The organism is Caballeronia sp. AZ7_KS35, from assembly GCF_023631045.1.
Classification (GTDB): Bacteria; Pseudomonadota; Gammaproteobacteria; order Burkholderiales; family Burkholderiaceae; genus Caballeronia; species Caballeronia zhejiangensis.
Genome location: NZ_JALQDV010000001.1, coordinates 537,448 through 549,981 on the forward strand (window position 1 = coordinate 537,448; position 12,534 = coordinate 549,981).

Here is a 12,534-nt window from a genome sequence, read left to right on the forward strand (position 1 = left end):
CTTGCGCCCGCGGTCCCGAAAATCGCGGGCCAATATCGGTTTGCGGCTATAATTCAAGGCTTTGCAAGCGTCGACAGATCATTGTAGGAAGAGTGCCATGCCGATTTACGCGTACCGTTGCGCCGACTGCGGCCACGAAAAAGACGTGCTTCAGAAACTGAGCGATGCGCCGCTCACGCAGTGTCCCGCCTGTGGGAAGGACACTTTTTCGAAGCAGGTGACCGCCGCCGGATTCCAGTTGAAGGGTTCAGGCTGGTATGTCACCGACTTCCGTGGCGGAAACAGCAATGCCGGCAACAAGAGCAACGCGGCCGCGTCTGACGCATCGGCGGCGAAATCGGACGATGCCGCTTCGGCCGGTTCCGGCAACTCGAATTCGAGCGATAGCGCGACGCCGGCGAGCACGCCATCATCCTCGGATGCCGCCAAACCCGCCGCGGGCGCGTCCGCATCGTCGAGCGCCGCCTGAGCGCCAGACGGCCGGCGCGGCGGGCCACATGCCGCGCCGATGACCTCGTAGACCGCGCTCAGCCGAGCGCGACCCGCCTGCCAAGCCGAATCTCCGACGCACTCGAGAGCCGGCGCAGCCTTCGCCCCGTGTAAATGACCACGAAAAAGACTACGCTGAAAACCGTGTTCCTCACCGGCCTGCTCGTGCTGGTGCCGCTCGCCATCACCTTGTGGGTGCTCGGGCTCGTGATCGGAACGATGGACCAGACGCTGCTTCTGCTGCCGCAATCGTGGCAGCCCGAGCGGATCGTCGGTTTTCATCTGCCGGGCGTGGGCGCGGTGCTGACGCTTGCGTTCATTTTCATCGTCGGGCTGTTGACGCAGAACTTCGTCGGCCAGAAGCTCGTGAAATGGTGGGACGCCATCCTTCGTCACATTCCGGTCGTCGGCCCGTTGTACACGAGCGTGAAACAGGTGTCGGACACGTTGCTGTCTTCGAGCGGCAACGCGTTTCGCAAGGCGCTCCTGATCGAGTATCCGCGCAAAGGCTCGTACACCATCGGATTTCTCACGGGCATTCCGGGCGGCGACGTGCTGAATCATCTCGATGAAGAGCACGTGAGCGTCTATGTGCCGACGACGCCGAACCCGACGTCCGGCTTCTTCCTGATGATGCCGAAAAGCGAAGTCGTCGAACTGGACATGACCGTCGACGCCGCACTGAAGTACATCGTCTCGATGGGCGTGGTGGCCCCTTCGCCGAGCGCACCGACGCCGGTCGCGCCAGCCCGCCGCCCCACCGAGCCGCCGATGTAATGCCGGCGCGCGCGCAGCGAGAGTCAGCCGCGAGAGAGCATGACCCGAGCGCGCGAGCCGTTGATTAACGAACAACGAAAGACACAACATCATGTCGATGCGATCTGAATACTGCGGTCTGGTGACCGAGGCCCGACTGGGCGAAACCGTCTCGCTGTGCGGCTGGGTGCATCGCCGGCGCGATCACGGCGGCGTTATCTTCATCGACTTGCGCGACCGCGAAGGCCTCGTTCAAGTCGTCTGCGACCCGGACCGCGCCGAGATGTTCAAGGTGGCCGAAGGCGTGCGCAACGAGTTCTGCGTGCAGGTGAAGGGCGTCGTGCGCAACCGTCCGGAAGGCACCGTCAATGCGAACCTCACGAGCGGCAAGATCGAAGTGCTGTGCCACGAACTCGTGGTGCTGAACGCATCGGTGACGCCGCCGTTCCAGCTCGACGACGACAACCTGTCGGAGACCACGCGCCTCACGCATCGCGTGCTCGACCTGCGCCGTCCGCAGATGCAGAAGAATCTGCGCCTGCGCTATCGCGTCGCGATGGAAGTGCGCAAGTATCTCGACGCGCAGGGCTTCATCGACATCGAAACGCCGATGCTGACCAAGAGCACACCGGAAGGCGCGCGCGACTACCTCGTGCCGTCGCGCGTGAACGCGGGTCAGTTCTTCGCGCTGCCGCAGTCGCCGCAATTGTTCAAGCAATTGTTGATGGTCGCGAACTTCGACCGTTACTACCAGATCACCAAGTGCTTCCGCGACGAAGACCTGCGCGCCGACCGTCAGCCGGAATTCACGCAGATCGACTGCGAAACCTCGTTCCTCACCGAGCAGGAAATCCGCGATCTGTTCGAGAACATGATCCGCCACGTCTTCAAGGAGACGATGGAAGTCGCGCTGCCCGAGAAATTCCCGGTCATGCTGTACTCGGAAGCGATGCGCCGCTTCGGCTCCGACAAGCCGGATCTGCGCGTGAAGCTCGAATTCGCCGACCTGACGGATGCCGTGAAGGACGTCGACTTCAAGGTGTTCAGCATGCCGGCCAACTCGAAGGACGGCCGCGTCGCGGCGCTGCGCGTGCCGAAGGGCGGCGAGTTGTCGCGCGGCGACATCGACGGCTACACGGAATTCGTGCGCATCTACGGTGCGAAGGGGCTCGCGTGGATCAAGGTCAACGACAAGACCAAGGGCCGCGACGGCCTGCAAAGCCCGATCGTCAAGAATCTGCATGACGCGGCGCTCGCGGCGATCATGGAGCGCACGGCGGCGGAAGACGGCGACATCATCTTCTTCGCGGCGGATCGCGCGAAGGTCGTGAACGACAGCCTCGGCGCGCTGCGTCTCAAGATCGGTCATTCGGAATTCGGCAAGGCGAACGGCCTGCTGGAAACCGGCTGGAAGCCGCTCTGGGTCATCGACTTCCCGATGTTCGAGTACGACGAGGAAGAGAACCGCTACGTGGCCGCGCATCACCCGTTCACGAGCCCGAAGGACGAGCACCTCGAGTATCTGGAAACGGACCCGGGCCGCTGCCTTGCGAAGGCGTACGACATGGTGCTGAACGGCTGGGAAATCGGCGGCGGTTCCGTGCGTATCTTCCAGGAAGACGTGCAGAGCAAGGTGTTCCGCGCGCTGAAGATCGGCGCTGAAGAAGCCCGCCTGAAGTTTGGCTTTTTGCTCGACGCGCTGCAGTACGGCGCGCCGCCGCATGGCGGCATCGCGTTCGGTCTGGACCGCATCGTCACGCTGATGTCCGGCGCCGATTCGATCCGCGACACGATCGCGTTCCCGAAGACGCAGCGCGCGCAGGATCTGCTCACGCAGGCCCCGAGCGAAGTGGACGAGCGCCAGTTGCGCGAGTTGCACATCCGTCTGCGTCAGCCGGAGCAGAAAGCGCAATAAGCAGCTTTCGTTGTCGATGTGATGAAAAAGGCGCCGGGTGCGCCTTTTTCGTTTTTTGCGTTACAGTCTTTGGGCATAAACAGATAAAGAAACGCGCGTTCAAAAGCTCATGCAGAAGCCGCCCAAAATTCCCGAATCCGTCCTCGTCGTCATTCATACGCCCGAGCTCGACGTGCTCATCATCGAACGCGCGGATCACAAGGGCTTCTGGCAATCGGTGACGGGCTCGAAGGATCACATCGACGAGCCGCTCATCGGGACCGCCGCGCGCGAGGTGCAGGAAGAGACGGGCATCGTGATAGGCAGCGCGCTCGTGCCCGAGAACGCGCTGCTCGACTGGCATCACAGCATTCAGTACGAGATTTATCCGCAATGGCGGCATCGCTACGCGGAAGGGATCATGCGCAACACTGAGCATCAGTTCAGCCTGCTCGTGCCACATTGTCTCGAAGTGACGCTCGCGCCGCGCGAACACACCGCGCATCTCTGGCTGCCGTTTCGCGAGGCCGCCGACCGATGCTTCTCGTGGTCGAACCGGGAAGCGATCCTGCAATTGCCCGAGCGCCTCGCGGCGCATAACCGATGATCGGACTGCGTCCCCGGCGCAGTTTCAAGCGGCTGCGCCAGGCGCTGTTCTCCGGCCGCCGGCCGCCGCGCTTATGCTTCACGACGGGCAATCACGTCAGGCTCTTCAAAGGTGGCGTGCAGTTCTTTCCGGCGTTGATCGAGCGGATCGACAACGCGCGCAAATCGGTGTCGCTCGAAACCTACATCTTCGCCAACGACGACATCGGTCGCGCCGTCTCCGATGCGCTCGTGCGCGCCGCCGAGCGTGGCGTCACGGTACGCGTGATCACGGATGGCATCGGCACGGAAAGCAATCTGCCGATGTTCGAGCTCTGGAAGGCGCGCGGCGTCGAGCATCGCATCTATAACCCGCATCTGCTGTTCGGTCCGCAAGGCTGGTCGCGCACGCATCGCAAGCTCGCGCTGATCGACGAGACCTTTGCGTTTTGCGGCGGCATCAATATCGTCGACGACTACGACCAGAACGGCACGCGTCTGGAGCGTCCGCGCTGGGATTTCGCGATGGAGGCGCAAGGCCCCGTCGTCAAGGACGTGCGCGAAGCGTTCGATCTCCAATGGCAGCGCATCCGGCTCGGCGTGAAGCCGCGTCAGCCGTCGCAGCCGGGTTGTGAAACGCAAGAGAGCGATCGCGCGCCCGGCCGATGGAACGCCCGTCGCGCCATGCTGGCACGCCGGCGCGCGCGTCTCGGCGAGATTCACGCGGTCGATCGCCCGTGCGTCGCGTTCGTCGCGCGCGACAATCTGCTCAACCGGCGCGCGATCGAAAAGGCGTATCTGCGGGCGATCGCGAACGCCGAGAGCGAAGTCCTGCTGGCGAATCCTTACTTCATGCCGGGTCGCAAACTGCGGCGCGCGCTTGTCAACGCGGCGGAGCGCGGCGTGCGCGTGTCCCTCGTCATCGGTCGTAAGGAGTTCGTCGCGCTCGATTACGCGACGCCGTTTCTCTACGGCAATCTGCTCAAGCATGGCGTGAGGATCGCCGAGTATGAGAAGACGATGCTTCACGGCAAGGTCGCGGTAGTGGACGCGGACTGGGCGACCATCGGCTCATCCAATCTCGATGCGCTTTCGCTCGTGCTCAACAACGAGGCCAACATGGTGCTCGTCAATCATTCCGAGATCGCGGGGTTGCACGACGCCATTCTTCAGGCTTTTGACGAAGGCCGCCCCATCGATGAAAAACACTATGCGGCGCGGCCCGTTACGGAGCGCACGCTTAATTGGCTGGCTTATAACACGTACCGGCTGATGATGAAGGTGATCACCATCGGGCAGTACGATTAACCTGCCTTTTAGCAGCGATTGCGCAAAAATACATACCGACAAGCAGCGCTGGAGAAGGCTTCCCACGAATCGGGAAATTCGGGCAGTCACTTACAGGCAGTCCGTACATAAAACGCGACAATGAACCCGGACATTGTTGAGATTTATCCTATAGACAAGGCTTGGCGTTTTAGAAATGCGTGTCTAAAAATCTGCTTGTATCACCAACGTTCGGCCATAATAATAGAACGGCCGTTCGATTTTACGGGTCACATAAGAACGGTAGGGACATCATGCGAAAAGGCGAACAGACGCGGGCCGCGATTCTCGACGCAGCGCTGGAGTTGGCAAGTCGGGACGGGCTGGAAGGGCTGACGATCGGCCTGTTGGCCGAACGGATGCAAATGAGCAAGAGCGGTGTGTTTGCGCATTTCGGGTCGCGCGAGGACTTGCAGGTGGAAGTGGTGCGCGAGTACCACAGGCGCTTCGAAGATGAGGTGTTCTTTCCGAGCCTGCGTGAGGTGCGAGGCCTGCCGCGATTGCGCGCGATGATGAATCGCTGGATGGAGAAACGCATCCAGGAAGTGACCACGGGTTGTATCTATATCAGCGGAGCGGTGGAGTACGACGACCGCGCCGCGAGCGCCGTGCGCGAGCAGCTCGTGCATAGCGTGAGCATGTGGCGCGAGGCGCTGCTGCGCGCGATCCGCCAGTCGAAGGACGAAGGGCATCTGAAGGCGGAAACCGATCCGCATCTGATGTTGTTCGAGCTGTACAGCTTTACGCTCGGCCTGCATCACGACGCGCGCTTCCTGCATCTGCCGGAAGCCGTGCAACTGACGCGGGACGCGCTGGAAAAGACGATTCAGTCGTATCAGACGTCGAGTGCGGGCGCGAATGGAAGCGTTGCGCAGCCGACTCCGATCCCGGCCACGAATCTGACATCGCAACAGACCGACAGCCGTTAGCGGCGCCGTTCGAATCGACAAAGGGTTCGGCGGCGCGCAACCAGACGCTTGAAGAAACTGGAGAGACTCATGGGACAGTACGCCGCCCCCCTTCGCGACATGCAGTTCGTGCTGCACGAAGTGCTGAACGTGGAAGCCGAATTGAAGAGCATGCCGAAGCATGCCGACCTCGACGCCGACACCATCAATCAGGTGCTCGAGGAAGCCGGGAAGTTCTGCTCCGAAGTCGTGTTCCCGCTCAATCAGAGCGGCGACCGCGAAGGCTGCACTTACGAGGGCGATGGCGTCGTGAAGACGCCTGCCGGCTTCAAGGAAGCTTATCGGCAGTACATCGATGCAGGCTGGCCCGCGCTCGGATGCGATCCCGAGTACGGCGGCCAGGGCTTGCCCGCGTTCGTGAACAACGCGCTCTACGAAATGCTCAACTCGGCGAATCAGGCCTGGACGATGTATCCGGGCCTGTCGCACGGCGCCTACGAATGCCTGCATGCGCACGGCACGCCGGAGCAGAAGTCGACGTATCTCTCGAAGCTCGTCTCGGGCGAGTGGACCGGCACGATGTGCCTCACGGAACCGCATTGCGGAACGGACCTCGGCATTCTGCGCACGAAGGCCGAGCCGAATCCCGACGGCTCGTACGCGCTCACCGGCACGAAAATCTTCATTTCGAGCGGCGAGCACGACATGGCCGAGAACATCGTTCATCTGGTGCTCGCGCGTCTGCCCGGCGCGCCGATGGGCACCAAGGGCATCTCGCTTTTCATCGTGCCGAAGTTCGTACCGGACGCGAACGGTGCGGTCGGTGCGCGCAACGACATCAAGTGCGGCTCGATCGAGCACAAGATGGGCATTCACGGCAACGCGACCTGCGTGATGAACCTCGACGGCGCGAAGGGCTGGCTCGTCGGCGAGTCGAACAAGGGCTTGAACGCGATGTTCGTGATGATGAACGCAGCGCGTCTGGGCGTTGGCATGCAGGGTCTCGGGCTGACTGAAGTCGCGTATCAGAACTCGCTCGTGTACGCGAAAGAGCGTCTGCAGATGCGCTCGCTGACCGGCCCGAAGGCGCCGGAGAAGGCCGCCGATCCGATCATCGTGCATCCGGATGTGCGTCGCATGCTGCTCACGCAGAAGGCCTATGCCGAGGCAGGCCGCGCGTTCACGTATTGGGCGGCGTTGAATATCGACAAGGAACTGTCGCATGCGGATGAAGCCGTGCGCGCCGAAGCCGCCGATTTTGTCGCGCTGCTGACGCCGGTCATCAAGGCTTTCCTGACCGATAACGCGTTCGAAGGCACGAACATGGCGATGCAGATCTACGGCGGACATGGCTTCATCTCCGAATGGGGCATGGAGCAATACGTCCGCGATGCGCGCATCAACATGATCTACGAGGGCACGAATTCCATTCAGGCGCTGGACCTGCTGGGCCGCAAGATTCTCGGCGACATGGGCGCGAAGCTGAAGCGCTTCGGCAAGCTGGTTGCGGACTTCGTCGAGCAGGAAGGCGTGAAGCCGGAGATGCAGGAGTTCATCAATCCGCTCGCGGATATCGGCGAGAAGGTGCAGAAGCTCACGATGGAGATCGGCATGAAGGCCATGCAGAATCCCGATGAGGTCGGGGCTGCTGCTGTGCCCTACCTGCGCACTGTCGGGCATCTCGTGTTTTCTTATTTCTGGGCGCGGATGGCGCGGGTTGCGCTCGATCGTGCCTCTGGCGGTGATGCTTTCTATAAGGCCAAGCTGGCCACCGCGCGGTTCTATTTCGCCAAGCTGCTGCCTGAGACCGCTTCTACGATTCGCGCTGCTCGGGCCGGTGCCAAGCCTATGATGGATTACGACGAAGCGTTGTTTTGATGTTTTTGCTTTCGCTTCTGCTTTCGCTTTCGGGTGATCCCGTTTTCGTGTCGGTCCATTAGCACTGCCCCTGTGCGGGGCGGCAGTGCTAATGGACCGACGCGAAAACAGGATTGCACGAAGGCGGAAGCGAACCCGAGCGAAAGCGAAAGCGAACAAAAAAAGCGAAAGCCGCAGCAAGACGAAACCCCAAACATTCACGAACCCCGGAGTGACCCCACCGTGAACGTCAAAAAAGTCGCCGTGCTCGGCGCGGGCGTGATGGGCGCGCAGATCGCCGCCCATCTGATCAATGCCCGCGTCCCGGTCATGCTCTTCGACCTTCCGGCCAAGGAAGGCCCGAAGAACGCCATTGCGCTGAAGGCCATCGAGAACCTCAAGAAGCTGTCGCCCGCCCCGTTCGGCGTGAAAGACGACGCTCAGTACATCGAACCCGCGAACTACGACGACGACATCGAGAAACTGAAAGAATGCGATCTCGTGATCGAAGCCATCGCCGAGCGCATGGACTGGAAGCACGATCTCTACAAGAAGGTCGCACCGCACATCGCGCCGCACGCGATCTTCGCGAGCAACACGTCGGGCCTGTCGATCACGGAGCTGTCGAACGGCTTCTCCGATGAACTCAAATCGCGCTTCTGCGGCGTGCACTTCTTCAATCCGCCGCGCTACATGCATCTGGTCGAGCTGATCCCGACCGCATCCACGAAGCCCGAGATCCTCGATCAACTCGAAACGTTCCTGACGAGCGTGATCGGCAAGGGCGTCGTGCGCGCAAAAGACACGCCGAACTTCATCGCGAATCGCGTCGGTGTGTTCTCGATTCTCGCGGTCATCGCCGAAGCCGAAAAGTTCGGCCTGCGCTTCGACGAAGTCGACGATCTCACCGGCTCGCGCCTCGGCCGCGCGAAGTCCGCGACGTTCCGCACAGCCGATGTCGTCGGTCTCGACACGATGGCGCACGTCATCAAGACGATGCAGGACAACCTGCCCGACGATCCGTTCTTCGCCGTCTACAAGACGCCGCCCGTGCTCGACGCGCTCGTCAAGAACGGCGCGCTCGGCCAGAAGACGGGCGCGGGTTTCTATCGCAAGGAAGGCAAGGCGATCAAGGTTCTCGATCCGAAGACGGCTTCTTATGTCGATGGCGGGGCGAAAGCCGACGAACTCATCGGCCGCATTCTGAAGCGTCCGCCAGCCGAGCGTTTCAAGCTCTTGCGCGAAACGGACAACAAGCAGGCGCAGTTCCTCTGGGCGATCTTCCGCGACGTGTTCCATTACATCGCGGTCCATCTGGAATCGATCGCGGACAACGCGCGCGACGTCGATCTCGCGATCCGCTGGGGCTTCGGCTGGAACCAGGGACCGTTCGAAAGCTGGCAAGCCGCGGGCTGGCAGCAGATCGCGAAGTGGGTCCAGGAAGACATCGATGCAGGCAAGGCGCTCTCGAACGCGCCGCTGCCCGCGTGGGTGCTCGATGGTCCCGTCGCCGAGAAGAGCGGCGTGCACACGGACGAAGGTTCGTGGTCGCCCGCCGCGCGCCGTTTCGAGCCGCGCTCGACGCTGCCCGTGTACGAGAAGCAGGTGTTCCGCGCGCCGCTCGTCGGTGAGACGGGCGCCGATCCGAAGACCTACGGCAAGACGCTCTTCGAAACCGAAAACGTGCGCGCGTGGCTCGACGACGATCAAAGCGATGTCGTGATCGTGTCGTTCAAGTCGAAGATGAACACCATCGGTCCGGGCGTGATCGACGGCCTCACGCAAGCCATCGAACTCGCGGAGAAGGAATACCGTGGCGTCGTGATCTGGCAGCCGACTTCGCTGCAACTCGGCGCGCCGGGCGGTCCGTTCTCGGCGGGCGCGAATCTCGAAGAAGCGATGCCCGCGTTCATGATGGGCGGCGCGAAGGGCATCGAGCCGTTCGTGAAAAAGTTCCAGCAAGGCATGATGCGCGTGAAATACGCGAACGTGCCGGTCGTGTCGGCGGTTTCGGGCATTGCGCTCGGCGGCGGTTGCGAGCTGCTGCTGCATTCGGCGAAGCGCGTCGCGCATGTCGAGAGTTATATCGGTCTCGTCGAAGTGGGCGTCGGTCTCGTGCCGGCGGGCGGCGGTCTCAAGGAAGCGGCACTGCGCGCGGCGGAAGCGGCGAGCGCCGTCAACGCGAGCAGCGATCTGCTCAAGTTCCTGCAGAAGTCCTTCGAAAACGCGGCGATGGCGAAAGTGTCGTCCTCCGCATTCGATGCCCGCGCGATGGGCTATCTGAAGCCGTCCGACACGATCGTCTTCAACGTGCACGAACTGCTCGACATCGCGAAGAAGGAAGCGCGCGCATTGAGCGCATCGGGCTATCGTCCGCCGTTGCGCGCGAAGCAGGTGCCGGTCGCGGGCCGCTCGGCGATCTCGACGATCAAGGCGTCGCTCGTCAACATGCGCGACGGCCGCTTCATCAGCGATCACGACTATCTGATCGCGAGCCGTATCGCCGAAGCCGTGTGCGGCGGCGATGTCGAAGCGGGCAGTCTCGTCGACGAAGAATGGCTGCTGGCGCTGGAGCGCCGCGCGTTCGTCGAGCTGCTCGGCACGCAAAAGACGCAAGAGCGAATCATGGGCATGTTGCAGACCGGCAAGCCGGTGCGTAACTAAGCGGAGCTGCATAAGATGAGCAAACAACTTCAAGACGCATACATCGTCGCCGCGAGCCGCACGCCGATCGGCAAGGCGCCGCGCGGCGTGTTCAGGAACACGCGCCCGGACGAGCTGCTCGTCCACGCGATCAGGTCGGCCGTCGCGCAGGTGCCGGGGCTCGATACGAACGTGATCGAGGACGCGATCGTCGGCTGCGCGATTCCCGAGGCCGAGCAAGGACTGAACGTCGCGCGCATGGGCGCGTTGCTCGCGGGCTTGCCGAATACCGTCGGCGGCGTCACGGTGAACCGCTTCTGCGCGTCGGGCCTGACGGCGCTCGCGATGGCGGCGGACCGCATCCGCGTCGGCGAAGCCGATGCGATGATCGCCGGCGGCTGCGAGTCGATGAGCATGGTGCCGATGATGGGCAACAAGCCTTCGCTGTCGCCGCATATCTTCGATCGCAACGAAGATGTCGGCATCGCGTACGGCATGGGGCTGACGGCGGAGCGCGTCGCGGAACGCTGGAAGGTGAGCCGCGAGGCGCAGGACGCGTTCGCCGCGGAGTCGCATCGCAAGGCGTTGGCCGCGCAGCAAGCGGGCGAATTCGCCGATGAAATCGCCGCATACACGTTGAACGAGCGCTTCCCCGATCTCGCATCGGGCGAAGTTCGCGTGAACGCGCGCGAGATCGCGCTCGACGAAGGTCCGCGCGCGGATACGTCGGTCGAAGGTCTCGCGAAGCTGCGTCCCGTGTTCGCGAACAAAGGCTCGGTGACGGCGGGCAACAGCTCGCAGACGTCGGACGGCGCCGGCGCGCTGATCGTCGTGTCGGAAAAGATCCTGAAGCAGTTCAACCTCACGCCGCTCGCGCGCTTCGTGAGCTTCGCGGTGCGCGGCGTGCCGCCCGAGATCATGGGCATCGGGCCGAAGGAAGCGATTCCGGCCGCGTTGAAGGCGGCGGGCCTGAAGCAGGACGATCTCGACTGGATCGAGCTGAACGAAGCGTTCGCGGCGCAGGCGCTCGCGGTGATCGGCGATCTCGGACTCGATACGTCCAAGGTCAATCCGCTCGGCGGCGCGATCGCGCTCGGCCATCCGCTCGGCGCGACGGGCGCGATCCGCGCGTCGACGGTCGTGCACGGCCTGCGTCGCCGCAACCTGAAGTACGGCATGGTGACGATGTGCGTCGGCACCGGCATGGGCGCGGCGGGCGTCATCGAGCGGCTTTGACGCAAACGGTCCGCGAGTGCCGAAAGCTCGCGGGCCGACAAAGGAGACAGCGGATGGAGATTCAGATCGAACGCGCGGACGGCGTGCTGAGCATCGTGCTCAATCGTCCGGAAAAGAAGAACGCGATCACCGCGGCGATGTATCAGGAAATGGCCGACGGCCTCTACGAAGCCGAGATGGACCCGACCGTGCGCGCGGTGCTGATCCGCGCGAACGGCACGACGTTCTCCGCCGGCAACGACCTCGATGACTTCCTGAACGATCCGCCGAAGGGACTCGACGCGCCCGTCTTCCAGTTCCTGCGGCGCATCGCCGGCTTTCCGAAGCCGATCGTCGCGGCGGTCGCGGGCACGGCGGTCGGCATCGGCACCACGATGCTCCTGCATTGCGACATCGTCTACGCGAGCCCGAACGCGAAGTTCTCGCTGCCGTTTTCGCAACTGGGGCTGTGTCCTGAAGCGGCGTCGAGCCTGCTGCTGCCGCGCACGGCGGGTTATCAGCGCGCGGCGGAAAAGCTCTTGCTGGGCGAAGCGTTCGACGTGAACGAAGCGATCGGCATGGGCTTCCTCAACGGCGCGATCGATGCCGCCGAACTCGACGCCTACGCGTTCGACAAGGCGAAGCGGCTCGCGCTCCTGCCGGCGTCGTCGCTGCGCGTGACCAAGTCGCTGATGAAAGGCGCGCACGCGCACGAAGTGACCGCGCGCATGGAAGACGAAGCCGCGCATTTCTCGCGGATGCTCGTCGCGCCCGAAGCGCGCGAGGCGTTTCAGGCGTTCTTCGAGAAGCGCAAGCCGGACTTCAGTAAGTTCGAATAGCTCGGATAGTTCGAATAGCGCG

10 protein-coding genes are annotated in these 12,534 nt (G+C 62.8%); all 10 read left to right on the forward strand.

Annotated features, from left to right (window positions below; genetic code table 11):
- The first annotated feature begins 97 nt into the window (after positions 1-97).
- The 10 genes from NCT05_RS02615 to NCT05_RS02660 all read left to right on the forward strand — a co-directional run bounded on the left by NCT05_RS02615 (position 98) and on the right by NCT05_RS02660 (position 12,512).
- Positions 98-469, forward strand: a complete 372-nt coding sequence (locus NCT05_RS02615) for an FmdB family zinc ribbon protein (RefSeq protein WP_008351617.1) — start codon at positions 98-100, stop codon at positions 467-469.
- 134 nt (positions 470-603) lie between these two features.
- Positions 604-1,266 (forward strand): DUF502 domain-containing protein, encoded by a 663-nt coding sequence (locus NCT05_RS02620; protein WP_008351614.1) that lies wholly within the window; start codon positions 604-606, stop codon positions 1,264-1,266.
- 91 nt (positions 1,267-1,357) lie between these two features.
- A complete protein-coding gene (gene aspS, locus NCT05_RS02625; RefSeq protein WP_008351612.1) occupies positions 1,358-3,160 on the forward strand; it encodes an aspartate--tRNA ligase in 1,803 nt (600 codons plus the stop codon).
- Positions 3,161-3,269: 109 nt separating this feature from the next.
- Positions 3,270-3,746: a dihydroneopterin triphosphate diphosphatase gene (gene nudB / locus NCT05_RS02630; protein WP_250501702.1), complete on the forward strand. Its 477-nt coding sequence runs from the start codon at positions 3,270-3,272 to the stop codon at positions 3,744-3,746.
- The gene (locus NCT05_RS02635) at positions 3,743-5,032 is read left to right on the forward strand and encodes a phospholipase D-like domain-containing protein (RefSeq protein WP_034470584.1); all 1,290 of its coding nucleotides are present in this window, start codon (positions 3,743-3,745) and stop codon (positions 5,030-5,032) included. Before nudB ends, NCT05_RS02635 begins: the two co-directional genes overlap by 4 nt.
- Before the next feature lie 272 nt (positions 5,033-5,304).
- The gene (locus NCT05_RS02640) at positions 5,305-5,979 is read left to right on the forward strand and encodes a TetR/AcrR family transcriptional regulator (protein WP_008351607.1); all 675 of its coding nucleotides are present in this window, start codon (positions 5,305-5,307) and stop codon (positions 5,977-5,979) included.
- Positions 5,980-6,048: 69 nt separating this feature from the next.
- Positions 6,049-7,836: an acyl-CoA dehydrogenase C-terminal domain-containing protein gene (locus tag NCT05_RS02645; RefSeq protein ID WP_008351605.1), complete on the forward strand. Its 1,788-nt coding sequence runs from the start codon at positions 6,049-6,051 to the stop codon at positions 7,834-7,836.
- A 222-nt stretch (positions 7,837-8,058) separates the two neighbouring features.
- Positions 8,059-10,479, forward strand: coding sequence for a 3-hydroxyacyl-CoA dehydrogenase/enoyl-CoA hydratase family protein (locus tag NCT05_RS02650; RefSeq protein ID WP_350030071.1), 2,421 nt, complete (start codon positions 8,059-8,061; stop codon positions 10,477-10,479).
- 15 nt (positions 10,480-10,494) lie between these two features.
- Positions 10,495-11,694 carry an acetyl-CoA C-acyltransferase gene (locus NCT05_RS02655; protein ID WP_008351602.1) on the forward strand — a complete coding sequence of 400 codons (1,200 nt, stop codon included), beginning with the start codon at positions 10,495-10,497 and terminating at the stop codon, positions 11,692-11,694.
- Between the two features lie 53 nt (positions 11,695-11,747).
- On the forward strand, positions 11,748-12,512 hold the full coding sequence (locus tag NCT05_RS02660; protein WP_008351601.1) for an enoyl-CoA hydratase: 765 nt from the start codon (positions 11,748-11,750) through the stop codon (positions 12,510-12,512).
- Positions 12,513-12,534: the final 22 nt, after the last annotated feature.

Bases quoted from the DNA above. Each gene is read 5' to 3' on its own strand.
- NCT05_RS02620 (WP_008351614.1), top strand. From the start codon at position 604: ATGACCACGAAAAAGACTACGCTGAAAACCGTGTTCCTCACCGGCCTG.
- NCT05_RS02640 (WP_008351607.1), top strand. From the start codon at position 5,305: ATGCGAAAAGGCGAACAGACGCGGGCCGCGATTCTCGACGCAGCGCTG.
- NCT05_RS02635 (WP_034470584.1), top strand. From the start codon at position 3,743: ATGATCGGACTGCGTCCCCGGCGCAGTTTCAAGCGGCTGCGCCAGGCG.
- aspS (WP_008351612.1), top strand. From the start codon at position 1,358: ATGTCGATGCGATCTGAATACTGCGGTCTGGTGACCGAGGCCCGACTG.
- NCT05_RS02615 (WP_008351617.1), top strand. From the start codon at position 98: ATGCCGATTTACGCGTACCGTTGCGCCGACTGCGGCCACGAAAAAGAC.
- NCT05_RS02655 (WP_008351602.1), top strand. From the start codon at position 10,495: ATGAGCAAACAACTTCAAGACGCATACATCGTCGCCGCGAGCCGCACG.
- NCT05_RS02645 (WP_008351605.1), top strand. From the start codon at position 6,049: ATGGGACAGTACGCCGCCCCCCTTCGCGACATGCAGTTCGTGCTGCAC.
- NCT05_RS02660 (WP_008351601.1), top strand. From the start codon at position 11,748: ATGGAGATTCAGATCGAACGCGCGGACGGCGTGCTGAGCATCGTGCTC.
- nudB (WP_250501702.1), top strand. From the start codon at position 3,270: ATGCAGAAGCCGCCCAAAATTCCCGAATCCGTCCTCGTCGTCATTCAT.